Here is a 23,225-nt window from a genome sequence, read left to right on the forward strand (position 1 = left end):
CTTATTCGTCCGGCGTCAGTTCACCGCGCAGGTTTTGCATCATGGCGCGGCGAATGGAATCAATATCCAGATCCTGACTCAGTAAATAGTGAAGTTTAGTCAGCGTTGCCTCAACGGTCATATCGAAACCACTGATCACGCCTGCGTGAGCCAGAGCATTACCGGTGGCGTAGCCGCCCATATTGACTTTGCCGGACATACACTGGGTGAGGTTGACCACCACAATCCCGCGATCGCTCGCCTCCTGAAGCTCTTTCAGGAATTCACCGTTCTGCGGGGCGTTACCCACACCATAGGAGCGCAGTATTAGCGCCTTTACCGGCTGGCGCAGGAAGTTGCGCACCACGTCGGCGGAAATACCCGGATAAATCGTCACCACGCCGATCGGCTGCGGGGTGATCGGGTGAACGATCAGTTCGCCTGCGGTATTCGGCGCGGGCGGCGTGCCCAGACGACGGATATGGATCCCCGCTTCCAGCAGCGGTTGCAGGTTAGGTGAGGCAAAAGCGTCAAAGCCATCGGCGTGTGCTTTAGTGGTACGGTTCCCGCGGTACAGCCGGTTGTTGAAGAACAGCGTTACCTCGTTGATCGGGTAATTAGCGGCCACGTACAGGGAGTTAAGCAGGTTGATCTGCCCGTCTGAACGCAGTTCCGCCAGCGGGATCTGCGAGCCGGTCACGATGACGGGCTTGCTCAGGTTCTCCAGCATGAAGGAGAGCGCCGAGGCGGTGAACGCCATGGTGTCGGTGCCGTGCAGGATCACGAAGCCGTCGTACTGGTCGTAATGGGCTTTAATATCGTCCGCAATATGCTGCCAGTCTTCCGGCGTCATGTCGGAGGAGTCCATCAGCGGCTCATATTCGTGGATGGTAAAGTCCGGCATTTCCGGACGGTGGAATTCAGGCATCAGCGCCAGCTGGCGCTGCAAGTGGCCGGAAACCGGGATATAGCCATTTTCTGAGCGCTGCATACCGATGGTACCGCCGGTATAGGCGACATAAATTGATTTCTTCTGCATGGTAATGAGTTCTTGTTCTTCAAAAGAAAAAATCCCCTCTTCACGGGAAGAGGGGACGATTTTTAACGCACGTTCGCACAGGTCAGGCAAAACGCGTAGCGGCTTTGTGGATCATTAAAGGCTGCGAGCTTGTCGCTCTCTGCTCTCATGGCTTTCGCCGCGGTCGCCACCGGCGCCGGCAGATAAGCCTGAAGCGCGTCCGGCAGCATGGCACGAACGGAGCCGGACATGCTGTCCATGACCATATCGAAGAACGTCGGTTCGTCCTGATAATAGTCCACGTGCCACTGCTTGAGCTTCGCCAGCTCCGCCGCTTTCTTCACGGCGTCGTCGAAGTCACCCAGGCTGTCTACCAGGCCGTTGCTCTTCGCGTCCTGGCCGGTCCAGACGTGGCCCTGAGCGATCTGGTCAATCTGATCGGGCGTCTTTTTACGCGAGTCCGCAACCAGCGTGATGAAACGTTTATAGCCACTCTCAATGCTGAGCTGCATCATCTCAGACACCTCAGGCGGCAGGGATTTGGTAACGGACACGTCCGCCAGCGGCGAGGTGGAGACGCCGTCGGTGTGGACGCCGAGATAATCCAGGCTGTTCTCTACGGTGTTGATCACGCCGAAGATGCCAATCGAGCCGGTCAGCGTGCTTGGGTTAGCCACAATGTAGTTGGCTGGCGTCGAGATCCAGTAGCCCCCGGAAGCCGCCATGCCGCCCATCGAGACCACTACCGGCTTGCCTGCGGCGCGCGCGGCGGCCAGTTCAGCACGGATTACTTCAGAGGCGCTGACGCTGCCGCCAGGGCTGTTCACCCGCAGGACAATCGCCTTCACTTTCGGATCCAGGCGCGCATCGCGGATCTGCGACGCGGTGGTGTCCCCGCCGACGTTCCCCGGCGTTTCTTCGCCATCCATAATGGCCCCGTTAGCAAACACCACGGCGATGCTGTCACCGCTGTCGTCCGGCTTTTTCGCGGCGTAGTCATACATGCTGATGGCGCTGTAGTTTTTATCCTCTTTACTCCAGCCGAACTGTTTGGTCAGCGCTTTTTCAATTTCAGCGCTGGAACCCAGCTGATCGACCAGTTTGTTATCAAGCGCGTATTTCGCTGTATCGCCGTCCACCTTGCGCAGGCCGTCCAGCACGCCGCGCGCGCCCGGGAAGACCTGCTCAGCGGTAATCTGACGGTTAGCGGCAATGGTGCCGAGGTAGTTCTGCCACAGCTCGCCAATCCAGCGGCTGTCCGCTTCACGGGCGGCAGGGGACATATCATCGCGGATAAACGGCTCCACGGCGGATTTATAGGTCCCGACGCGGAAGACGTGGGTGGTGACCTTCAGCTTGTCGAGCAGCGATTTGTAGTACAGACCGTTAGTGGCGAAGCCATGCAGATCGACCGTGCCCTGTGGCGAAAGCCAGATCTTATTGGCAAAGCTCGCCAGATAATATTGTCCCTGGGTGTAGCTGTCGCCAATGGCAATAACCGGTTTACCGCTGTCGCGGAATTCGCGCAGCGCTTTACCGATGTACTGCATTGACGGCTGATCGGCGCCGGCAAAATCTTTCAGGTCCAGCACGATACCGGTAATGTTACGATCGTCTTTAGCCTGACGGATGGTGTCGACAATATCAAACAGGGAGTTTTCCTGAAGACGGTCTGACGTTGCGCCGAACAGCTGGCGGCCAATCACGCCCAGACGGTTGCTGGTCGATGGCTTATCAACAATCACCCCGGTGATATCGAGTAACAGCGCGCCGCGCGTCGAATGCTGCGACTGGTTTGCGTTGCTGATATGCATCCAGATACCTGCGCATACCAGGACCAGGAAGATGAAGAAGATGTTCATCACCAGGTTGCGGACGAAGTTGAGCAGTCGCCACGTCCATTTAAAGAAACCGGCAAAGATTCGCCAAAGGGTTCGCATGTATTCTCCCTAACCAGAAAAGGACTGTTTCCGTCGCCACGGGACGGTAATGTGCGGTTATCGTAATGACCCAACCGCCACTTGTCAGCAGGAATCGCCTGCCACGCTGTAACAAATTCTGCTGTCGTGTTAATTTTGTGAGTAAATTTCATGAAAGGAGTTAACCAATGGACGCACTTGAACTGCTTGTTAACCGTCGTAGCGCTTCCCGCCTGGCCGAACCGGCACCCGTCGGCGAGCAGCTGGAAAACATTCTGCGTGCCGGAATGCGTGCGCCGGACCATGGCACATTGCAGCCGTGGCACTTCTTTATCATTGAAGGCGAAGGGCGCGACCGCTTCAGCCAGCTGCTGGAGCAGGGGGCTGTTGCCGCAGGCCAGGATGAGAAGGGGATTGATAAAGCCCGCAACGCGCCGTTCCGTGCGCCGATGATCATCGCGGTAGTCGCAAAATGTCAGGCCGATCATAAAGTGCCGGTCTGGGAGCAGGAGATGTCTGCCGGTTGCGCGGTAATGGCAATGCAGATGGCCGCCGTCGCGCAGGGCTTTAACGGCATCTGGCGTACCGGGCCGCTGACCGGGAGCACCGCCGTGCGGGAAGGTTTCTCCTGCGGCGAACAGGATAAAATTGTCGGCTTCCTCTATCTCGGCACCCCGCAGCTTAAAGCCTCCAGCACCATTAGCGTGCCGGACACCACGCCTTTCGTCAGCCGTTTTTAATCACCCGCGCTAAACTGTCTGGATTCTGAGCATCCGCCGCAGAATTCAGACAGTCATACTTACCTCTTTATGGAATGAGCGCTACCATAGCGCGATTGAGATGACAGGAGACGTCCATGAGCGAGCAAACCATTCGTTTAACGCAATACAGCCACGGAGCCGGTTGCGGTTGTAAAATTTCCCCGAAAGTGCTGGAGACCATCCTGCACAGTGAGCAGGCGAAGTTTGTCGACCCGAACCTGCTTGTCGGTAACGAAACGCGTGACGATGCAGCGGTTTATGACCTGGGTAACGGCACCAGCATTATCAGCACCACTGACTTCTTTATGCCGATTGTCGACAACCCGTTCGACTTCGGGCGCATTGCGGCCACCAACGCCATCAGCGATATCTTTGCGATGGGCGGTAAACCGATCATGGCGATCGCCATTCTGGGCTGGCCGATTAACACCCTCCCGCCGGAGATTGCCCGCGACGTGATCGAAGGCGGACGCTTTGCCTGCCAGCAGGCGGGTATTGCCCTGGCCGGTGGTCACTCTATCGATGCGCCGGAGCCGATTTTCGGCCTGGCCGTCACCGGCGTGGTGCCGACCGAGCGCGTGAAGCGCAACAGCACGGCGCAGGCGGGCTGCAAACTGTTCCTCACCAAGCCGCTGGGCATTGGCGTACTGACCACTGCCGAGAAGAAATCCCTGCTGAAGCCCGAGCATATCGGTCTGGCAACGGAAGTGATGTGCCAGATGAACCTCGCCGGTGCGGCATTCGCCAATATCGACGGCGTGAAGGCCATGACCGACGTGACCGGTTTTGGTCTGCTGGGGCACCTCTCTGAAGTCTGTCAGGGCGCGGGCGTGCAGGCGCAGGTCTGGTATCAGGATGTGCCGAAGCTGCCGGGCGTGGAAGAGTACATTGCTCAGGGCGCGGTGCCGGGCGGGACGCAGCGCAACTTCGCCAGCTACGGCCATTTAATGGGCGAAATGCCGGAAGCGTGGCGTAACCTGCTGTGCGATCCGCAAACCTCCGGCGGCCTGCTGCTGGCGGTGACGCCGGAAGCTGAAGCTGACGTTCAGGCGACGGCTGCCGAGTTTGGCATCACCCTGACGGCCATTGGTGAGCTGGTGACCGCCCGCGGTGGTCGCCCGATGATTGAGATCCGTTAATTCGATGCGGTTGTTTATTGCCGAAAAGCCGAGTCTGGCGCGTGCCATCGCCGACGTGCTGCCTAAACCGCATCGCAAAGGTGACGGCTTTATCGAATGCGGTAACGGGCAGGTGGTCACCTGGTGTATCGGTCACCTGCTTGAGCAGGCGCAGCCGGATGTCTACGACAGCCGCTACGCCCGCTGGAATCTCAACGATCTGCCGATTGTGCCGGAAAAGTGGCGCCTGCAACCGCGTCCTTCCGTCACCAAACAGCTCAACGTTATTAAGCGCTTCCTGCATGAGGCGACGGAAGTGGTCCACGCGGGTGACCCGGACAGGGAAGGGCAACTGCTGGTCGATGAAGTGCTCGACTACCTGGAACTGGCGCCGGAAAAGCGCCAGCAGGTGCAGCGCTGCCTGATCAACGACCTTAACCCGCAGGCGGTGGAGCGGGCGATATCGCGCCTGCGCGCCAACAGCGAATTTATTCCCCTGTGTGTCTCTGCGCTGGCGCGTGCCCGTGCGGACTGGCTGTATGGGATCAACATGACCCGCGCCTACACCATTCTCGGGCGCAACGCGGGTTATCAGGGCGTACTCTCCGTCGGTCGTGTCCAGACACCGGTGCTGGGGCTGGTGGTGCGTCGCGACGAAGAGATCGAAAATTTCGTCGCCAAAGACTTCTTCGAAGTCAAAGCGCATATCGTCACGCCGAAAGACGAACGCTTTACCGCCGTCTGGCAGCCAAGCGATGCCTGTGAGTCATATCAGGACGAAGAGGGACGGCTGCTGCATCGCCCGCTGGCGGAGCACGTGGTCAACCGCATTACCGGCCAGCCCGCAATCGTCACCAGCTATAACGACAAACGGGAAACGGAGCCCGCACCGCTGCCGTTCTCCCTTTCGGCGTTGCAGATTGAGGCGGCTAAGCGCTTTGGTCTTAGCGCGCAGAACGTGCTCGATATCTGCCAGAAGCTCTACGAAACCCACAAGCTGATCACCTATCCGCGTTCGGACAGCCGCTATCTGCCGGAAGAACACTTCGCCGGACGCCACTCGGTGATGAATGCCATTGGCGTCCATGCGCCGGATCTGTTGCCGCAACCGGCGGTAAACCCGGATACCCATAACCGCTGCTGGGACGATAAAAAAGTCGATGCTCACCACGCGATAATCCCGACGGCGCGCACCAGCAACGTCAACCTGACCGACAACGAAGCAAAGGTCTATAACCTGATCGCGCGTCAGTATCTGATGCAGTTCTGCCCGGACGCGGTGTTCCGCAAGTGCGTTATTGAACTGGAAATTGCCAAAGGCAAATTTATCGCCAAAGCGCGTTTCCTCGCGGAAGCGGGCTGGCGCACGCTGCTCGGCAACAAAGAGCGTGACGAAGAGAACGACGGCACGCCGCTGCCGGTCGTAGCCAAAGGCGACGAACTGCTGTGCGAGAAGGGCGAAGTGGTTGAACGACAAACCCAGCCGCCGCGCCACTTCACCGATGCGACGCTGCTTTCGGCCATGACCGGGATCGCCCGTTTTGTGCAGGATAAAGATCTGAAGAAGATCCTGCGCGCCACCGACGGTCTGGGCACGGAAGCGACCCGCGCGGGGATCATCGAACTGCTCTTTAAGCGCGGCTTCCTGGAGAAAAAGGGACGTTACATCCACTCAACAGAGCCGGGACGGGCGCTCATCCACTCCCTCCCTGAACTGGCGGCCAGACCGGACATGACCGCGCACTGGGAGTCGGTGCTGACGCAGATCAGCGAAAAGCAGTGCCGTTATCAGGACTTTATGCAGCCGCTGGTAGGGACGCTTTATCAGCTGATTGACCAGGCGCGCAGTACGCCAGTGAAGCGATTCCGGGGAATGGTCGCCCCGGGCGGCGGGGCGAAGAAACCGTTCAAAAAGAAGAAAAGCGCGGCCAAAAATACAACCGCTTAAACCGTAGGCCGGGTAAGGCGAAGCCGCCACCCGGCATGAAGGGTGGCGTTTACTCGTTCAGTGCGCCATAGATCTGATCGACAATCCATCCATATGTTGCCGCAGGTAAGGTCCCGCTGACAAAAACATTCGGATTCATTTTAGGATCAGCGACGGGGGAGTGTGGTCGGTTGCCCAGAATGACAATCGCCATACGTTTTACGGGATCAATGGCGGTGAGCGTGCCTGTCCAGCCCGTATGCCCATAGGTTTGAGGGCTTGCCAGTACGCCAAAGGTTGGGGTCATAGAGGAATTACCGTTAACCCTCCAGCCCAGTCCAAAGGTGACATCTGCTGCCGAGCTACGGGTAAACTCATCTACTGTACTCTGATCAAATAACGTAACGTTGCCATAATGTCCCCCGTTAAGCATGGTCTGCATCAGAACGGCAATATCATGTGTATTTGAGAACAGACCTGCGTGACCTGAAACGCCCCCCATGGAATACCATGCCTTTTCATCATGAACCTGGCCCCAGAGGGTGGTGGTACGAATATTCGGAAAGCTGATTACACCATCCCGGGTGTTACCGTTAAGTTCGGTGGCGGCAATTTGCGGTTGCTTAAAGCCTTTTAAAAGAGGGTTAAACACCGTGTGCTTCAGGCCGAGCGGCTGGTAAATATGTTTCTCAACATACACATCAAGCGGCATTGCGGTAACGGACTCGATGATAAATCCGAGGATCATGTAATCGACGTCGCTGTAGACATGTTTTGTACCTGGCGAATAATCAAGCGGCGTTCGCTTAATCATCTCCAGCGTGGTCTGTTTATCCTGAGAGTAGAGGCTGCCTGCAACACGCTTGTTTGGATATTGTGGATCGGCCGGGAAGCCGGCGGTATGATGCAAAATATCAATAATTCGCAGGGCATCTTTTCCTTTAATCTTCTCTGTGGGTTGATCTGTGAATCCGGGTATGTATTTCGTGACCCGATCGTTGACATTAATTTTGCCGTCGTAAACCAACTTCTGAAGCGCGAAATTCGTGGCGTACATTTTTGTGTTGGAAGCCAGATCGTACATTGTCTCTGTTGTCGCGCGTAGCGGATTACCCATCAAATGGGAGTCGTCGTATTTTTTTGCATAACCCCAGGCTTTTTGAAAGACGATATGATTGTCTTTTATCACGACGACGTTCATACCCGGATACCCGGCGTTGATCTGATCCTGAATCCAGCTATCCAGTTTTTTCAGTTTATCGATATTAAAGCCCACGCTTTCCGGCTGTGCATTCGTCAGAACCGGATAGTTGTTCGCAAAAACAGAAGCCGATAAAGCAAGTAAAGAGGCAAAAAAAGCATGTCGTTTCATGGTTGATCCCTCAATGTAAATCCACATTCTTGCAGCCAAAAAGAAGGGTTATAATAAAACCGCATACCCAGGAAATCACTATACCTACACCATAAACTGCAATAGCTGGAAATATACCTTTTGCTGAGGTCATAAGCGGCAAAGCTACCAGGCCAGATGGCCCGAACGCGCTGTTCAGGCCGACCGGGAGCCCTAACCATGCAATAGTTCCAATGAATAACCCGCCTGCTGCGCCGCCTATACAGGCCGTAATAAAAGGCTTCATCCGTGGTAGTGTAACGCCATAAATAAGCGGCTCACCGACACCCAATATACCGGGGATGATTGCTCCCCGAATTTGTGTACGCAGCGTGGAAGAAACGTCTGCTTTCCAGTATAACGCCAGCGCGGCACCTACTTGTCCAGCTCCAGCCATTGAGAGGATGGGGAAAAGAGAATTAAACCCCTGAGAGTCCATTAACGCGAGATAAACAGGAATAAATCCCTGATGAACGCCAAATACCACAGCAATCAGGAAAACGCCTGCCAGTACAGCGCAGCCCAACGGATTACTGTTAAGGTGTATAAACAGCCAGGACATCCCCTGAAACAACCAGACACCAATGGGCATGATCACAATATATGTCAACACAGCGGTGAAAATGAGTGTCAGCATCGACGTTAAAATCATGTCCAGCTCATCGGGAATAACGTTTCTTATAACGCGCTCGATCTTCGCTCCGGCCCATGCTGCCAGCAGCACGCCGATGATATTTCCGCGCGGGTCGATAGTGAGACCAAAAAAATCCTGTAGTCCGGAATAATAGCCTACTGTGGCTGACGGGTTATAACCGAGAATAAACAGTGCCGCGATGATTGCACCGTTTACGCCAGTACCGCCGAATGCCTTTTGCGCATTGTATCCCACTAAAATCACAAGAAAGGTGAAGAGTCCTTTACTAAAAATTTTCAAGAAATTTAGCGCATCAGGGAGTGTTCCTTTAGCTTCTGGCGCAATATGCATTAACGTCCCTAACAACGTGGCGATACCGAGCATCAAACCTGACGCGATAAAGCCCGGAATCAGGGGAGTAAAGATAGTGGCAAAGTTTGCCAGGAATTGTTGCAAAGATGATTGCTGCTTGCTCTTGAGCTGACTTTTGTTTTCAGCGGCTATTGCATGCAAATCTTTTTTGTCCAGCAGATTATTCATGCTATCTGCCGCTCTCTGCGCTTTACCAACGCCAAAAATGACCTGCACTTCGTTGCCGTTTATGACAACACCACTGACACTCTCTGAGAGTTGTTCTTTCACATGGTGTGCTATTAACGTTGTATCCGCCACTTTCAGACGCAAGCGGGTCATGCAATTGCCACAATGCAGAATGTTGTTTTTGCCACCTGCCAGAACAATAATTTTCGTGAGTAGATCGGTGCTAATATGTTTAGACATTATTTCGCTTCCTTAGAAATGGCCGCCCGTATATAACCCCCGTTTTTCGACAGCAACGCTTGGGCGTCATCGGCGGAACACTGCCTCAAAATCATTACAATGGCTGATTTACAGTTTCGGTTTGATTGCTTTAACGCATTTTCTGCATCGCGCCGTGAGCAGGCAGTAGCATCGGTAACGATCTTAATTTGCCGTTCAAAGAGCTTTCGGTTAGAAGCGACAACATCAACCATCAAATTGCCATACACTTTTCCCATTTTTATCATTAAACAGGTTGAAAGCATGTTGAGGATCAGCTTTTGCGCGGTCCCGGCTTTCATACGCGAGGATCCCGTTATCACTTCTGAGCCTACAACAGGCGTTATGGCAACACTGGCGTATTCAGCAATTTCACTGCCGGGGTTACATGCGATGGAAATAACATTGCAACCTATTACATTGCGTGCGTGCGCTAGCGCGGACACGACATATGGCGTACGTCCACTTGCAGCAATACCCACGACAGTATCAGCCACAGAGAGGTCAATAGCGGTCAGGTCGTGAATTGCCGCCTGGCGGTTATCTTCAGCCCCCTCTACGGCTTTCAGGATTGCAGTATGACCACCGGCAATAATTCCCTGCACCAGTTCGCTTTTTACGCCATAGGTTGGCGGACATTCACTGGCATCAAGGATCCCTAATCGTCCGGAGGTGCCTGCGCCAACATAGATTAAGCGACCGCCCTTTGCGACGGCTTTAGCGATTAACTCCACAGCGGCTGCAATATCCGGTAAACACTTTTCTACCGCGAGGGCCACTTTTTGATCCTCCGCATTGATCACCCTGCACATTTCAAGTGTGCTTAGTCGATCAATTTCCATAGATGCTGGATTAGCGTTTTCAGTCACCATCTTGCTCAAATCTAAATTCATATTAATCTCTTAATTGTTTAACAACCATTTCATGAATGAGAGTTTCTGTTTATCAGGTAAGCCAAGATAGGCCGATTTAACCTGATCAAGGTTATCTGTGCTGTCTTGTTTTATATCGTCGATTTGATTTTTATCCTCAGCGAGGAATGAACTGAAATCAGAAAAAATGTTAATGCTCTCTGGAAAAACTTTTTCCATGGTAAAGGGGATGGCTGTATCATTGGCCTTCAGCATAAATTGTGGATTGCGAGCCTGGTCTATAACCTCCTTTTCATCGATGACCTTCGGGGTGGTAAGTATGAGTTTTTCTCTGCCGCTATAGTTAAATGTAAATATATAAGGTGCTGAGGTCATTCGCCCTTTACCTTGATTGACGGATTCCGGATTGACGGAACTATCGAATTTAATGACAAGCTTTTGCTCGCCGTCTGGTAGAGTCAGACTCTTTGAAAAGAGAGATAGCTTACAATCTTTAGCGGCCAGAACAACAATGTTTTCACCCAAGTCAAGTGTGACCCTGGCGCATGCAAATCTCGACATAAAAAATAATAATAGTAATACTTTCATAGATAACTCCTGTAAATAAGAGTAACCGCGACACCCTTATATAAGGCGACATAGAGTGCCTGATTAGCATTTAAAATTCATAGCGCAATCCGAGGTGGAAATAGTCATCTGCCGGGTCGCTACCACCAAAAGAAACGTTGTCGCCAGTAACCCTGTTGGTGCCGGCTTCACCATTGCGCCAGGAATACGAGGCATAAACTGAGCTTTTTGCGGTGGCTTTGTACTGAACTTCAAAGGTCGCATCCCGAAGCTTAAGTCCGTCACCGTCATGATTTTCTAAATGACGATAGCCGGTCCGGAGCCACCATTCAGACGTCAGCGACCAGACAATTGTTGCTTCGTAATCTTTATCAGTGCTGTCCGGACGGCCATCAAGATACTCAACAGTATCTTCGGAATAGAGTAGACCAAACATAAAATCACCCAAATAATAACGAGTACCTACTCCCCACATCTGGTATTTATCAGCATCATCATCAGATTGCGCGGAGGTCTCATCATGACTGGCCTGCGATTGCTGCACGGCGATAACAGGCTGAAGCTTGCCCGCAAAGCCGAGATCGAGTGTATAACGCAGAGCAGTATTTATGCCGTAATCAAGGTCAGATGAATTATTGCCAATAATCCACGCACTGGATACGTCAAGATTTCCTAACGTATTCTGGTACTGTATGGTGCCATCCTGGCGGAAAACCTGAACAGCCGTGGGATCGATAAAATTTGCCTGGCGGGCCATAGCAACGTCTGACGAGGCAAATACATCACCAATGTCTGTAAACATAATCAGGCCGGATGAAACGCGTCCTGCTGTGATTTTACCGTACTCGGCGAAGTCAACGCCTGCCCAGACATATCGTGCGGTCAAATCGTCTGGGTCCTCCGCTTTGATATTGTTTGCGTATTCGGCTGCATTCACCTGGTATTGTGTAAAACCAATCACGGCAAATTTGTCATCAATCATCTGGCGTGCCGAGAAACCAATTCGACCATCAAAATCGCCTGAAACGTCACCTGTTTTTTTATCTGATACGTTAAAACCAAGGCGCCCGTAAAGGTCAATGTTAGAGCCATCGTTAGCCTGATAAATGACGGCTGCATGGCCTGAAGAAGCAAGTGTGATTAATAACCAGGATAAATGTTTCAGTCCATTTCTCATAAATAAATCCTATTCTTAGTAGAGTGGTATGATGTTTGTTCATGGGAATTGTTGATCGTTTTAAATCCATTTTAAATGGAATCATAAATTCCTTTTAAATGTTTGTGATGACTGTCAAAATTTATATTTGAGGTTTTGATCGTTATGTGTTGTATTTATCTTTAAGAGAGAATACATTGTTTTTTTAGATGTTATAGGGGTGGTTTATGAGTTATTTGAAAAAAATAAGAATGGATTATAATAATTATACTGATACAGAGAAGAAAATTGCTCTATACATCATCAATCATCTTGATGCTTTCAAAGGATGTTCTTCCCACTCAATCGCGCTAGCATTGTGTGTCGCCCAATCATCTATTTCGAAGTTTGCCAAAAAACTCGGTGCTCACGGCTTCGCCGATCTAAAATTGATGCTGATAGAAGAATACAGCAGAGAAAAAAGTGCAAAAGCTGATTATAGTCTTCACAGTACTATTCATAGCTCTGACCCTTTAAATGTAATAGCTGATAAGTTAATTGCAGAAAAAGTTCATGCATTAAGAGAAACGACAGTAAATATGGATTTTGTAAAACTGGAAAAGATAATAGGAATAATAGATAAGGCGAGGCATATACAAATTGTTGGTCTCGGAGGCTCTGCGCTGGCTGCAAAAGATCTCGCTTTTAAATTATTAAAAATTGGCTATCGTGTAACATGTGAGATTGATACACATGTGCAAATATCTGTTGCTCAGGCTTTGAATAAAGATGATATACAAATTTCCTTGTCTTACTCAGGTAAGAAAAAGGAGATATTGATCGCCGCAGAAGCGGCAAAAGAGAAAGGCGCGAAGATCATAGCTATAACATCACTGGCAAATAATCCTTTGCGGGAGAGGGCTGATTATATTCTGGAGACGGTATCGAACGAAGATGAATGGCGCAGCTCATCGATCTCTTCCCGAACTGCCCAAAATTGTATAACAGATTTGTTATTTGTCGGACTGCTACAGCGCAATGACAGGCACTCACTCAACATGATAGAGCGCAGCCGTGAACTTATTAACCGGCTTGAGTAATGACCCGGTAACGCCAGCGCTTACCGGGCCTACAAGGGCGAGAATGCAGCGAAACTAAATCACACCCTGTCCGATCATCGCATCGGCCACCTTCACGAACCCGGCGATATTCGCCCCGCGCACGTAGTTAGTTTGCGAGGCCTCGCCGCCGTACTCCACGCAGGAGTGATGAATATCGAGCATAATGTGGTGCAGACGGGCATCCACTTTCTCTGCCTTCCAGCCCATTCTCGCGGCGTTTTGCGCCATTTCCAGACCGGATGTTGCCACGCCGCCAGCGTTCGCCGCCTTGCCTGGTGCAAACAGCACGCCCGCGTCCAGGAACAGGTCGGTCGCTTCAATAGTGGTGGGCATATTTGCCCCTTCCGCTACCGCTTTCACGCCATTGCTAATCAGCGTCCGGGCGGCATCCACGTCCAGTTCGTTTTGCGTCGCGCACGGCAGGGCGATATCCACCGGCACGCCCCACGGCTGTTTACCTTCCAGATAGGTCAGGCCAAACTCACGGGCATAATCCGCTACCCGACCGTCACGGCTGGCTTTGATTTCGCACAGACGCGCCAGTTTTTCTGCCGTAAAGCCAGCTTCATCCACCACGGTACCGCTGGAGTCGGAGGCGGTCACCACGCGCGCGCCAAACGCCATCGCTTTCTCGATAGCGTACTGCGCCACGTTGCCGGAGCCGGAGACCGCCACGCGCATTCCCTCGAAGCTCAGCCCGTGACGCTTAAGCATCGCTTCAGTGAAATAGACCAGACCATAACCCGTCGCTTCCGGGCGAATCAGGCTGCCGCCAAACGACAGGCCTTTGCCGGTAAAGACGCAGGCGCTGTTGTTGGAGAGCTTTTTCATCATCCCGGCCATAAAACCCACTTCACGCCCCCCCACGCCGATATCCCCGGCAGGAACGTCGGTGTCCGGCCCAAGGTGGCGATAGAGTTCAGTGACCAGCGCCTGGCAGAAGCGCATCACTTCGCCTTCGCTCTTGCCTTTCGGATCGAAATCACTCCCGCCTTTACCGCCGCCCATCGGCAGGGTAGTGAGCGCATTTTTAAAGGTCTGCTCGAAGCCAAGGAATTTCAGAATCGACAGGTTCACCGAGGGATGGAAGCGCATTCCGCCCTTGAACGGCCCAATGGCGGAGTTAAACTGCACGCGCCACGCGCGGTTGACCTGCACCTGATTGCGGTCGTCCACCCACGCCACGCGGAACTGGATGACGCGCTCCGGCTCTACCAGACGTTCAAGCAGCGCCATCTGACGGTAACGCGGATTTTCCTCAAGGAAGGGCCACAGGGTGGTCATGACTTCACGAACGGCCTGGGCAAACTCGCTTTGGTGCGGGTCGCGCTGCTGAACATGGGCAAGAAAGCTTTCCAGAGAGCGTGTCTGATCCATAGATATAAGAACCTCTTATATAATTTATGCGTGTGGCGTAGATGTTTTGTGTCGTTTTTTTGACTATACCACCCGCACCGCTTTGAGAGGCAAGCAGAAATTTATGCCGCAAGGGAAATTAATGACAGGGCGCTCGTCATAACCAAAAGCGATGACGAGATAAATTAAAGATCCCATCCGGATCGACCGTTATAGATATAAACGATGCAAAGGAAATAAAGTCTATGAACCGTTACGCAATGGCCGCGTTATGTTTGATGGTGTCCGCCGGGGCACAGGCTGACCGCATTCGCCCGGATGTCGAGGTCAACGTGCCGCCAGAGGTTTTTAGCGCTGGCGGCCAGCGTGCGCAGCCGTGTAATCAGTGCTGTATCTATCAGGATCAAAACTATTCCGAAGGCGCAGTAGTCAGGGCGGATGGCGTACTGTTGCAGTGCCAGCGTGATGAACGCACCCTCAGTACAAACCCGCTGGTCTGGCGTCGCGTAAAAGAATAAACGCTTCCAGCAGCGGTATATCCGCCGGGGCTAAAGCATACTTGAACGCGTCTTCTGGCGTGCACCATACCAGCGCCGAGTGATAATGCGCCTTCAGCTGACCGCTAAATTCAGGCACATGCCAGGCGTGGAGGTGAATCAGCCGCTGCGACACCTCCCGCTGGTGGCTTGCCACATACCGCGCGGGCACGGCTTCAATGCCGAGTTCTTCGCGCAGTTCGCGGATCAGCGCTTCCGGCTGGGTCTCACCGGCTTCAACCTTCCCGCCCGCAAATTCCCACATTCCTGGCTGATCGGCATGTTCGGGACGCTGCGCCAGCAAAATCTTGCCCTCTTTTTCGAGGATGGCCGCAACCACATCGAGTGTTTTCAGCATGTTCGTCAATAATTAATAGCGAAAAACGACATATTATCGTGCCCTTCCAAAGAGTCCAGTCATCAGGAGAATCAGGTGAAAGAGACATCCGCCTGGGTTGCGCCCATGGAAACCCTTCCCGTCAGCCTCAGCCCCATCGCCGCCATGCAGAAAAAACACTTCGGCGCGGTGCTGAATCCCACGCGCTGGTGGGGGCGTATGCCGCGTCTTTTCTGGCTGGTGGCGCTGTTTGTCGGCTATCTGGAGCGGCGCAAGGCGCGTTTGACGCCGGTTCTGCGATCGCTGCTAATGACGCGGGTCTCGCAGATCTGCCACTGTGCATTTTGTATTGATGCCAACAGCCTGCGTCTGGCCGAGCGGAGCGGGGCGCTGGATAAAGTGCAGGCCGTCAGCGACTGGCAAAATTCCGCCCTGTTCAGCGAAGAGGAGCGCGCGGCGCTGGCCTATGCGGAGGCGGTCTCCGCCACGCCGCCTGAGGTGGATGAAAATATTAAAAGCCTGCTGAAGCGCCACTTTACAGAAGAGACCATCACCGAAATGACGGCTCTGATTGCCTTTCAGAATCTTTCCGCCCGCTTTAACGCCGCGCTGGATATCCCGGCTCAGGGGCTGTGCGCCACGTTTAAAGGTAAACCGCATGCTGGATAAACATCTGCACCCCCGGCTGAAACCCGGGTTAAATCAGCTGGCCGCCGCGCTGGATAGACCTTTTATCACGCCTGATGGCTTAACCCTCGCCGGGTTTGCGATTGGCGTGCTGGCGTTACCGTTTCTGGCGCTGGGCTGGTATCCGGCGGCGCTGATCGCCATTGTGCTGAACCGGCTGCTGGATGGTCTGGACGGCGCGCTGGCGCGTCTCCGTGGCCTGACGGACGCGGGAGGATTTCTTGATATCGCCTTCGACTTCCTGTTCTACGCCCTGGTGCCGTTTGGCTTTGCGCTGGCCGCTCCGGCTGATAACGCGATCGCCGCCGCCTGGCTGCTGTTCGCGTTTATGGGGACGGGCAGCAGCTTCCTGGCCTTTGCCGCGCTGGCGGGGAAGCATGATATCGACAACCCCGGCTATGCGCACAAGTCGCTTTATTATATTGGAGGATTAACGGAAGGAACGGAGACCATCGCGCTGTTTGTGCTGTGCTGCCTGTTTCCGGCGCATTTCGCGCTGTTTGCCTGGACGTTTGGCGCGTTGTGCTGGCTGACCACCACAACGCGCATCTGGAGCGGTTACATCACGCTGAAATCACTTCCCCGCTAGCGTGCGCTTTCCGGTCCGCGCTCCCCGGTGGAGACCGGGTTCTGCGGATGGCTGCTCCATTCGTACCAGCCGCCGTCGTAGACGGCAACGTTCTGCCAGCCCATCGCGCGGGCGTACATAAAGGCTTCAGACGCGCGCCAGCCGGTACCACAGTAAAACGCAACGTGCTGCTCCGGCAGGATATTCCACGTTTTCCACATGGCGGCAATATCATCGGCGCTGCGCATGGTGCCATCCGGATTGTGGAAATCTTCCATGTGGGTCGCGTCGCTGCCCGCATGGCCCCAGCGCGCACCGGCAATCTCACCTTTTGGCTTGATATAGCTGTAGCCGCTGGTTTCACCGATAAACTCTGGCCAGGAACGAATGCTCACCAGCGAGGCGTCCTGACGGTGCAGCATTCCCCGGGCCTGCTCCATATCCACCATCAGCCGGGGCTGGCCCGGGATCGGCGCGCCAAAATCAGGGGCTGGCTTCACCTTTGCAGGCGTTCCGCGCTCAACGGGTAGGCTGGCGTCGGACCACGCCTTCCAGCCGCCATCCAGAATTCGCACATCCTTCACGCCCGCGTAGAGCATGATCTGCGCCACGCGCGCGGCGGCATACACGTCGCGACCGTACAGAATGACGGTGGTATCGTGACGGATCCCGTGCTTCGCCAGCATCGCTTTCAGCTTTTCGTCAGAGACCTTATTCCACAGCGGTTCGCTTTCCACTTCATTGGTGTCGATATAGCCCGCACCGGGAATGTGGCTCAGGAGATAAAGCTTCGGCGCACCCCAGCCAGCCTCGATCACCTTCCACTCTCCGGCTGGTGCGGCGGTAACGGGTTTGCCCTGCTGCAACTGGCGGATCCACTGCGGATAAACCAGCTGTTCAAAATGCGCCAGACGTTGCAGACGGTCGGATTGTTGCAGGGCATCGCTCAGGGTGGAGACGTGGGTAAAGCCCGCTTTCTCCAGCCGCGTTTTGACGGTCTGGTTGTCATCATCGTTGCCATAGAGCGCAACCGGCATGTCTGGTGTAAGCCGATGCTGTTTTGCCCAGCCGCTGAGCTGTTCATCGCTCATTGCCCCAAGCCAGCTGGCAGAGAGATTAAGCGCGGCGGGTTCATGCCCGGACGTTCCGCTCAGGGTCTGCGGCCAGCCGTTATAGAACGCACTGACGCGCGTATCAATTACCGCGCCGTTTTGCGCCTGGAGCTGGTCCAGCGTGAGGGAGTGGGGCATATCAGCCGCCGTGGAGGAGAGTGAGGCGAGGCCGCAGATCAGGGCCAGCGCGGTCAGTTGAGAAACACGTTTCATCGAAAAACCTGACGTCATTAAAAGAGGGGGGCATTGTCGTCTCTCCTGAAGCCAAAAACATTGCGTTAGCACATTATTGCCAGCGAGAAATCTCAATCACCTCTCCGCCGGGCGGAATATCGTCCTCATCATGCGTGACCAGCACCATCGGGATCCTGCGCTGGCGAGTGACCTCGAATACCCTCGCCCGGAATGAGGCGCGCAGCGTTTTATCCAGTCGACTGAACGGCTCGTCGAGCAGCAATGCCTGCGGCTGGGCGAGAAGGGCGCGCAACAGGCTGATCCTGGCGCGCTCGCCGCCGGACAGGGTCGCCGGATCGCTGGCGTAGTGGTTTGCCAGCCCGGCAGTCTCCAGGGCCTGTTCTACCGCGTTGCGGCGGGCGCGCCCGACGATGTGTGCCGGCAGCGCCAGCATCAGGTTTTGCCCCACGCTGAAGGCGTCAAACAGCAGGGCATCCTGAAACAGAATGCCGATCCCGCGCGTTTCCACGGGGAGCAGATCGCAGCGGCGATCGTTCAGCCACAGCTCGCCGTGCGCCTTAAAATCAGCGGATAACGCCCCCACCATCCAGGCGAAAAGGGTCGATTTCCCGCTCCCGGAGGGGCCCATCAGCGTGACAATCTCCCCCGCCGGGACGCGGAAGTTGACCTCACGTAAGAGTGGCGCAATGGTGAGATTTTTCACGTTCAGCATTAACGTAATCCTTGTCTGTGACGGCCCACGAGCCGGGAGAGCAGCGCGGCAAGGGCAAATACGCTGCTGGTCAACAGCAACAGACCCAGCGCCCGGCTGGCGAGGATCGGAATGCTGCCGCCGCTGCTGAGGGCGACCGCCTCCGTCGTCAGAGTAGTAAAACGTCCCGCTCCCAGCCAGAGGGTGGGCATGTACTGGGCCATGCTCACGGAAAAGCCGGTGGCAAAGGCCAGCAGGGCCGGACGAACCATCAGGGGGCATTTCACCAACCAGAAAATTTTCGCCTGTCGCCAGCCCAGCGTTCTGGCGGTGAGGATAAGCCGGGGATCGAGCCTGCGCCAGGCCGGTTGCAGCACCAGGAGCATCCACGGGAGAACCCAGAGCATATGGCTCCAGAGCACCGCAGCGTACTGGCCGTCGATTCCCAGCCACAGCGCCACGGCATACTGCCCGGACACGAGGGGCAGCGCCGGGAGGGCGAGCGGCAGCCAGATCCACACCGCACCGCGCTGGGGTCCCCACTCAAGCCAGAGCATGAGGATGGCCAGCGCTGTCAGGCTGGACAGCAGTCCCAGTGAAAGGCTGTCGCTGACGGGGCCGATGTCGTCCCGGCGTGCCAGCATCAGCAGAACCAGCGCACAGAGCACGCCGCACAGCGGCAGTAACCCGCCCAGCGTCCGTGCGGGCAGCGCAGTATGCGAAGCGCGACGAACCCCGGAGGGAGCACGCTGGGCGCGCCGCCATGCCGTCCAGAAGCCGTATCCCACCGTGGCAAGCGCGGCCAGCAGCAGGAGCAACACCAGACACAGTAACGTTCCCTTTGTTTGCTGCTGCGCATCGCCCTGTGTGAGCCACTGCCAGGCCAGTACCGCCAGCGTAGGCGGGTTGCCCGGCCCGAGCACGATCGCCACATCCACCACCGAAAGCGACCAGGCGAGCACCGCCAGCATCACGGAGCCCAGCGCGGGGGCGATTGCCGGGAGGACGAGCCAGTTGAGCGCCTGCATTCGTCCGTAGCCGAAGGTATGCAGGACGATTTTCTGCTGTGCGAGACGCTTTTCAGGCAGCGCGGCGTAGATTGCCCACAGAACGAACGCGCTCTCTTTGACCGCAAGCGTCAAGCCAAGCCCGATACCGTAGCGGTCAAGCTGCGGCGAACAGACCGTACAGATCCGGTAAAACTGCCCCCCTTCCGCAAACAGCAGCAGCACGCTGGTGGCGAAGGCGACGTGCGGCACGGCTAACAGCCACGGCAGACGGGTGCTAAGGCGCTGCCAGCCTTCACCCGGCCAGAGAAGCGCAAGCAGGGTCAGGGCGATAAACAGTGAGCCCAGCGTCGCGATAAGCGTGGAAACCAGCGTGGCGGCCAGCGCCTGCGGCAGCTGCGGGTCGGCAAACAGCGTCGCCCAGTTGCCGGGAGAAAACGCCGGGGCCAGCAGCATGCCGCTGGCGGGAAGCAGTGGCAGATAGATGACCGCCATTGCCGCCCAGACCAGCCCGCTTAGCGGGTTCCGTAGCGGCGAAGCCATTCCTGCTCCAGGGCGTTAACCCAGGCGGCGTGAGGTTCGGGAAGTACATCAGGCGTGCCTGAGGGGGTAAAGGCGCTAAGCTGTTTTGCCGCTTTCGCAGGCAGTTTTTCGCCATCCAGCACGCTCGGGTCACCCCAGACGGCAGGATTAGCTTTGCGGATCTGCGCCTGCGGTGACAGCAGGAAATTCGCCACCACCTTCGCGCCTGCGCTCGCGCTGGCGTTTGCCGGGATAGCGACAAAATGGACGTTGCCGATCATGCCTTTGAGAAAGCCGAAACTGTAGCTGTCGGCAGGCAGTTCACCGCTCGCCACCTTTTGCATCGCATGGGCGGGGTTAAAGGTGAGCGACAGGTTCAGGCTGCCGCTGGCCAGCAGCGTATCCATGCGCGCAGGCGACGGAGGAAAATCGTTCCCTTCGCGCCACAGCAGGGGGTGCAGCGTATCAAGGTAATCCCACAGCGGCGCGGTGACCTGCGCAAAGGTACTGTCTGGCGCGTTTTTTAACGCCTCCGGATGGGCGGTCAGCGCCAGCAGTAGCTGCTCAAGAAACGCCGTGCCGGTAAAATCCGGCGGTCGCGGATAGCTCACCTTGCCAGGGTGCTGTCGGGCGTATACCAGCAGCGCGTGGGGATCTGCCGGTGGTGTCGGCGTACTCGCTTTACGGGCGATAAAGGTTAATTGCGCGCCGCCCCACGGGGATTCTGCCCCATCGGTCGGGATGGCAAAATCTTCCGTTACCGGTTTACGGGTATCGACGTAGCGCCAGTTGGGCAGGGTTTGCGCCCAGCCGGTGAGCAGCAGGTTTGCCGCTTTCAGGTTGCGGAAGTTTTCCCCGTTTACCCAGAGCAGATCCACCGACCCGTTACTGCTACGTCCTGCGGCATGTTCCGTCTGGATCCGCTTCACCGCGTCGGCGGCATCGGCCAGATGAACGATCTTCAGGTTGATGGCGTAGTGCGTTTTCATCTCGCCGCTTACCCAGTCGAGGTAGCGGTTAACGGCCTCGTCACCGCCCCAGGCGTTAAACCAGACGGTCTGCCCGGTGGCCTGTTGCTGAATGGATTGCCAGCTCTCTGCGGCGAAGGCAGAGGTTGCCAGCAGCAGACTCGTCAGAAACGCGCAAAAACGCACCCGGCGCATAATGCCTCACTTTTTAATCGAAGGGATGTAACGGGAAAACAGCCAGCGAGTGACCAGCGGTAATAACCCTAATAGTGTAAAGGCGAACAGCAGTCCCGGCGACAGAATATCGCGCAGCGAGGTGAGTTTCCCCAGCTCGCGTCCGGCGTTCAGATAAATGACGGTGGCAGGCAGCATTGCAAGCTGGCTGACCCACCAGTAGTGACGCACCCTGAGACGGGTTAGCCCCATCAGCAAATTGACCAGAAAGAACGGGAACAACGGCATCAGGCGCAGGGCAAAAAGGTAGCGCGCGCCGTCGCGATCCATCCCCGCATCTATCGTGCTCATCTGTGCGGCAAAGCGCCGTTGCACCCAGTCGCGCAGCAGATAACGGCTGACGAGCATGGCAAGCGTGGCGCCGAGCGTCGAGGCAAATGACACCAACAGCGTCGCCTCCCACAGGCTGAAAAGCGCCCCGCCGAGCAGCGTCAGAAGCGCGGCTCCGGGGATCGACAGCGCGGAGAGCAGAACGTAAACCGCAAAATAGACTAGCGCGCTCTGAAGAGGCGCCTGCTCCACACGATCGAGCAACGTTTGCTGGTGCATTTTTAGCGTGTCGAGGGAGAGCATGCCTGGAGGAAGCAAAACAACGGTCAAAACAAATGCGCCCAGAAGGGCGCACAGGAGACTGATTTTTTTAATATTCACTGAAGTTTACAGCTTGAACGTTGCCCATACCGGCGCATGGTCGGACGGCTTTTCCATGCTGCGGATGTCATAGTCGATACCGGTTTCGATGCAGCGTTCGGCCAGGGGGGCGCTCGCCAGCAGCAGATCAATACGCAGGCCCCGGTTGTCATCGAAGCCTTTAGAGCGATAGTCAAACCACGAGAAGCGATCCTGCGTCGCCGGGTTAGCCGTGCGGAAAGTATCCACCAGCCCCCAACCCAGCAGGCGCTCCATCCACTCGCGCTCCTCCGGCAGGAAAGAGCATTTGCCGGTGCGCAGCCAGCGCTTACGGTTCTCTTCGCCAATACCGATATCCAGATCCGTCGGGCTGATATTCATGTCGCCCATGATCAGCACCGGGTTTTCTTTTTTGAGTTCGGTTGTCAGGTAGTTTTGCAGATCCTGATAAAACTTCGCTTTGGCCGGGAACTTGGTTTCATGATCGCGGCTTTCACCCTGCGGGAAATAGCCATTGATGACGGTCACATTGCCGAGCGCGGAAGGAATTTCCGCCATAATAATGCGGCGTTGCGCCTCTTCATCGTCACCCGGGAAGCCACGACGCACCGACACTGGCGTATCTTTGGTCAGCAGCGCAACGCCGTAGTGACCTTTCTGACCGTGGTAAAAAACGTTATAGCCCAGCTTCGCTACCTCTTCGAGCGGGAACATATCGTCGTGAACTTTTGTCTCCTGCAAGCCGATCACATCTGGCTGATGTTGCTCAACAATCGCTTCAAGCTGGTGAGGGCGGGCACGCAGGCCGTTGATATTAAAAGAGACAAATTTCATAGTCGCTGCCAATGCAAGGTGAATAGTGCAAGGATGGTAGCAGAATTTACGTCGTCTGTTATCCGCTTCGCCCAATTACTGCGACAGATAATGCCGACGGTGCAATATTTGCACCATTTCGGCGCGTTTTGCCCTCGAGCAGGGCATAAAGGACCGATAAATTTCGTGAGCGATCACAATTCCAGGATTATATTTGGCCTCTGCATACTCTTTCTTGTTTTCATGCGGCAAAGCGCCGCTTGTCGTAAAAATATTCACTATTTATGCATTAACAGTGAATAACTCCATATTTTAACTCATTGATATTGT

Annotated in this window: 22 protein-coding genes; 7 read left to right on the plus strand and 15 right to left on the minus strand. The window is 55.2% G+C overall.

Annotated elements, in window-relative coordinates:
* Window position 1: 1 nt before the first annotated feature.
* Both ansA and sppA read right to left on the minus strand, forming a co-directional pair.
* Window positions 2–1,018: an asparaginase gene (ansA, locus tag RS584_RS08630; RefSeq protein ID WP_023303507.1), complete on the minus strand. Its 1,017-nt coding sequence runs from the start codon at window positions 1,016–1,018 to the stop codon at window positions 2–4.
* Between the two features lie 62 nt (window positions 1,019–1,080).
* Entirely contained in the window at window positions 1,081–2,937 is a 1,857-nt protein-coding gene (gene sppA, locus RS584_RS08635; protein ID WP_045141479.1) for a signal peptide peptidase SppA, read from the minus strand.
* 167 nt (window positions 2,938–3,104) lie between these two features.
* Between sppA and RS584_RS08640 the strand changes: the two genes are divergently transcribed.
* The 3 genes from RS584_RS08640 to RS584_RS08650 all read left to right on the plus strand — a co-directional run bounded on the left by RS584_RS08640 (window position 3,105) and on the right by RS584_RS08650 (window position 6,743).
* Complete coding sequence (locus RS584_RS08640) at window positions 3,105–3,656, plus strand: NAD(P)H nitroreductase (protein ID WP_039271074.1); 552 nt, start codon at window positions 3,105–3,107, stop codon at window positions 3,654–3,656.
* Window positions 3,657–3,772: 116 nt separating this feature from the next.
* Complete coding sequence (gene selD, locus RS584_RS08645; protein WP_017384682.1) at window positions 3,773–4,816, plus strand: selenide, water dikinase SelD; 1,044 nt, start codon at window positions 3,773–3,775, stop codon at window positions 4,814–4,816.
* A gap of 4 nt (window positions 4,817–4,820) precedes the next feature.
* Window positions 4,821–6,743, plus strand: coding sequence for a DNA topoisomerase III (locus RS584_RS08650; RefSeq protein WP_063138734.1), 1,923 nt, complete (start codon window positions 4,821–4,823; stop codon window positions 6,741–6,743).
* A gap of 49 nt (window positions 6,744–6,792) precedes the next feature.
* On the opposite strand, the gene pbp4b is transcribed toward RS584_RS08650, so the two are convergent.
* From pbp4b to RS584_RS08675, 5 genes are all read right to left on the minus strand, one after another.
* A complete protein-coding gene (gene pbp4b / locus RS584_RS08655; RefSeq protein ID WP_315749363.1) occupies window positions 6,793–8,094 on the minus strand; it encodes a penicillin binding protein PBP4B in 1,302 nt (433 codons plus the stop codon).
* Window positions 8,095–8,104: 10 nt separating this feature from the next.
* Window positions 8,105–9,526, minus strand: a complete 1,422-nt coding sequence (gene murP / locus RS584_RS08660) for a PTS N-acetylmuramic acid transporter subunit IIBC (protein WP_315749365.1) — start codon at window positions 9,524–9,526, stop codon at window positions 8,105–8,107.
* Complete coding sequence (murQ, locus tag RS584_RS08665) at window positions 9,526–10,416, minus strand: N-acetylmuramic acid 6-phosphate etherase (protein ID WP_315749937.1); 891 nt, start codon at window positions 10,414–10,416, stop codon at window positions 9,526–9,528. Before murQ ends, murP begins: the two co-directional genes overlap by 1 nt.
* A gap of 30 nt (window positions 10,417–10,446) precedes the next feature.
* Window positions 10,447–11,004 (minus strand): DUF2057 family protein, encoded by a 558-nt coding sequence (locus RS584_RS08670; protein ID WP_315749366.1) that lies wholly within the window; start codon window positions 11,002–11,004, stop codon window positions 10,447–10,449.
* A 70-nt stretch (window positions 11,005–11,074) separates the two neighbouring features.
* On the minus strand, window positions 11,075–12,160 hold the full coding sequence (locus RS584_RS08675) for a porin (protein WP_315749368.1): 1,086 nt from the start codon (window positions 12,158–12,160) through the stop codon (window positions 11,075–11,077).
* A gap of 206 nt (window positions 12,161–12,366) precedes the next feature.
* On the opposite strand from RS584_RS08675, the gene RS584_RS08680 reads away from it, so the two are divergent.
* Entirely contained in the window at window positions 12,367–13,218 is an 852-nt protein-coding gene (locus RS584_RS08680; protein WP_023296337.1) for an SIS domain-containing protein, read from the plus strand.
* A gap of 54 nt (window positions 13,219–13,272) precedes the next feature.
* On the opposite strand, the gene gdhA is transcribed toward RS584_RS08680, so the two are convergent.
* On the minus strand, window positions 13,273–14,616 hold the full coding sequence (gdhA, locus tag RS584_RS08685; protein WP_315749371.1) for an NADP-specific glutamate dehydrogenase: 1,344 nt from the start codon (window positions 14,614–14,616) through the stop codon (window positions 13,273–13,275).
* A 224-nt stretch (window positions 14,617–14,840) separates the two neighbouring features.
* Between gdhA and RS584_RS08690 the strand changes: the two genes are divergently transcribed.
* Entirely contained in the window at window positions 14,841–15,113 is a 273-nt protein-coding gene (locus RS584_RS08690) for a YnjH family protein (RefSeq protein ID WP_003857857.1), read from the plus strand.
* Here the strand turns inward: RS584_RS08690 and RS584_RS08695 are convergent.
* Window positions 15,073–15,489: a pyrimidine (deoxy)nucleoside triphosphate diphosphatase gene (locus tag RS584_RS08695; protein WP_315749373.1), complete on the minus strand. Its 417-nt coding sequence runs from the start codon at window positions 15,487–15,489 to the stop codon at window positions 15,073–15,075. The genes RS584_RS08690 and RS584_RS08695 overlap by 41 nt on opposite strands.
* A gap of 75 nt (window positions 15,490–15,564) precedes the next feature.
* Between RS584_RS08695 and RS584_RS08700 the strand changes: the two genes are divergently transcribed.
* Both RS584_RS08700 and RS584_RS08705 read left to right on the plus strand, forming a co-directional pair.
* The gene (locus tag RS584_RS08700) at window positions 15,565–16,137 is read left to right on the plus strand and encodes a carboxymuconolactone decarboxylase family protein (protein WP_315749375.1); all 573 of its coding nucleotides are present in this window, start codon (window positions 15,565–15,567) and stop codon (window positions 16,135–16,137) included.
* Complete coding sequence (locus tag RS584_RS08705) at window positions 16,127–16,744, plus strand: CDP-alcohol phosphatidyltransferase family protein (RefSeq protein WP_315749377.1); 618 nt, start codon at window positions 16,127–16,129, stop codon at window positions 16,742–16,744. The genes RS584_RS08700 and RS584_RS08705 overlap by 11 nt, the downstream gene beginning before the upstream one ends.
* Here the strand turns inward: RS584_RS08705 and RS584_RS08710 are convergent.
* The 6 genes from RS584_RS08710 to xthA form a co-directional block, all read right to left on the minus strand.
* Window positions 16,741–18,048: a sulfurtransferase gene (locus RS584_RS08710; protein WP_032670808.1), complete on the minus strand. Its 1,308-nt coding sequence runs from the start codon at window positions 18,046–18,048 to the stop codon at window positions 16,741–16,743. The genes RS584_RS08705 and RS584_RS08710 overlap by 4 nt on opposite strands.
* A gap of 73 nt (window positions 18,049–18,121) precedes the next feature.
* Window positions 18,122–18,742, minus strand: coding sequence for an ATP-binding cassette domain-containing protein (locus RS584_RS08715; RefSeq protein WP_315749380.1), 621 nt, complete (start codon window positions 18,740–18,742; stop codon window positions 18,122–18,124).
* A complete protein-coding gene (locus RS584_RS08720; protein WP_315749382.1) occupies window positions 18,742–20,271 on the minus strand; it encodes a thiamine ABC transporter permease in 1,530 nt (509 codons plus the stop codon). The genes RS584_RS08715 and RS584_RS08720 overlap by 1 nt, the downstream gene beginning before the upstream one ends.
* The gene (locus RS584_RS08725; protein ID WP_305766602.1) at window positions 20,244–21,413 is read right to left on the minus strand and encodes an ABC transporter substrate-binding protein; all 1,170 of its coding nucleotides are present in this window, start codon (window positions 21,411–21,413) and stop codon (window positions 20,244–20,246) included. The genes RS584_RS08720 and RS584_RS08725 overlap by 28 nt, the downstream gene beginning before the upstream one ends.
* Before the next feature lie 6 nt (window positions 21,414–21,419).
* Window positions 21,420–22,103 carry a TVP38/TMEM64 family protein gene (locus tag RS584_RS08730; RefSeq protein ID WP_086524408.1) on the minus strand — a complete coding sequence of 228 codons (684 nt, stop codon included), beginning with the start codon at window positions 22,101–22,103 and terminating at the stop codon, window positions 21,420–21,422.
* 6 nt (window positions 22,104–22,109) lie between these two features.
* On the minus strand, window positions 22,110–22,916 hold the full coding sequence (xthA, locus tag RS584_RS08735; RefSeq protein ID WP_015570756.1) for an exodeoxyribonuclease III: 807 nt from the start codon (window positions 22,914–22,916) through the stop codon (window positions 22,110–22,112).
* Window positions 22,917–23,225 lie beyond the last annotated feature (309 nt).

It is taken from the genome of Enterobacter sp. DTU_2021_1002640_1_SI_PRY_ASU_LCPMC_013 (assembly GCF_032389435.1).
Lineage (GTDB): Bacteria > Pseudomonadota > Gammaproteobacteria > Enterobacterales > Enterobacteriaceae > Enterobacter > Enterobacter hormaechei_C.

What these genes read in the sequence shown, in the direction of transcription:
- ansA (WP_023303507.1), bottom strand. Translation starts at nt 1,018, where the DNA reads ATGCAGAAGAAATCAATTTATGTCGCCTATACCGGCGGTACCATCGGT.
- sppA (WP_045141479.1), bottom strand. Translation starts at nt 2,937, where the DNA reads ATGCGAACCCTTTGGCGAATCTTTGCCGGTTTCTTTAAATGGACGTGG.
- RS584_RS08640 (WP_039271074.1), top strand. Translation starts at nt 3,105, where the DNA reads ATGGACGCACTTGAACTGCTTGTTAACCGTCGTAGCGCTTCCCGCCTG.
- selD (WP_017384682.1), top strand. Translation starts at nt 3,773, where the DNA reads ATGAGCGAGCAAACCATTCGTTTAACGCAATACAGCCACGGAGCCGGT.
- RS584_RS08650 (WP_063138734.1), top strand. Translation starts at nt 4,821, where the DNA reads ATGCGGTTGTTTATTGCCGAAAAGCCGAGTCTGGCGCGTGCCATCGCC.
- pbp4b (WP_315749363.1), bottom strand. Translation starts at nt 8,094, where the DNA reads ATGAAACGACATGCTTTTTTTGCCTCTTTACTTGCTTTATCGGCTTCT.
- murP (WP_315749365.1), bottom strand. Translation starts at nt 9,526, where the DNA reads ATGTCTAAACATATTAGCACCGATCTACTCACGAAAATTATTGTTCTG.
- murQ (WP_315749937.1), bottom strand. Translation starts at nt 10,416, where the DNA reads ATGGTGACTGAAAACGCTAATCCAGCATCTATGGAAATTGATCGACTA.
- RS584_RS08670 (WP_315749366.1), bottom strand. Translation starts at nt 11,004, where the DNA reads ATGAAAGTATTACTATTATTATTTTTTATGTCGAGATTTGCATGCGCC.
- RS584_RS08675 (WP_315749368.1), bottom strand. Translation starts at nt 12,160, where the DNA reads ATGAGAAATGGACTGAAACATTTATCCTGGTTATTAATCACACTTGCT.
- RS584_RS08680 (WP_023296337.1), top strand. Translation starts at nt 12,367, where the DNA reads ATGAGTTATTTGAAAAAAATAAGAATGGATTATAATAATTATACTGAT.
- gdhA (WP_315749371.1), bottom strand. Translation starts at nt 14,616, where the DNA reads ATGGATCAGACACGCTCTCTGGAAAGCTTTCTTGCCCATGTTCAGCAG.
- RS584_RS08690 (WP_003857857.1), top strand. Translation starts at nt 14,841, where the DNA reads ATGAACCGTTACGCAATGGCCGCGTTATGTTTGATGGTGTCCGCCGGG.
- RS584_RS08695 (WP_315749373.1), bottom strand. Translation starts at nt 15,489, where the DNA reads ATGCTGAAAACACTCGATGTGGTTGCGGCCATCCTCGAAAAAGAGGGC.
- RS584_RS08705 (WP_315749377.1), top strand. Translation starts at nt 16,127, where the DNA reads ATGCTGGATAAACATCTGCACCCCCGGCTGAAACCCGGGTTAAATCAG.
- RS584_RS08710 (WP_032670808.1), bottom strand. Translation starts at nt 18,048, where the DNA reads ATGAAACGTGTTTCTCAACTGACCGCGCTGGCCCTGATCTGCGGCCTC.
- RS584_RS08715 (WP_315749380.1), bottom strand. Translation starts at nt 18,742, where the DNA reads ATGCTGAACGTGAAAAATCTCACCATTGCGCCACTCTTACGTGAGGTC.
- RS584_RS08720 (WP_315749382.1), bottom strand. Translation starts at nt 20,271, where the DNA reads ATGGCTTCGCCGCTACGGAACCCGCTAAGCGGGCTGGTCTGGGCGGCA.
- RS584_RS08725 (WP_305766602.1), bottom strand. Translation starts at nt 21,413, where the DNA reads ATGCGCCGGGTGCGTTTTTGCGCGTTTCTGACGAGTCTGCTGCTGGCA.
- xthA (WP_015570756.1), bottom strand. Translation starts at nt 22,916, where the DNA reads ATGAAATTTGTCTCTTTTAATATCAACGGCCTGCGTGCCCGCCCTCAC.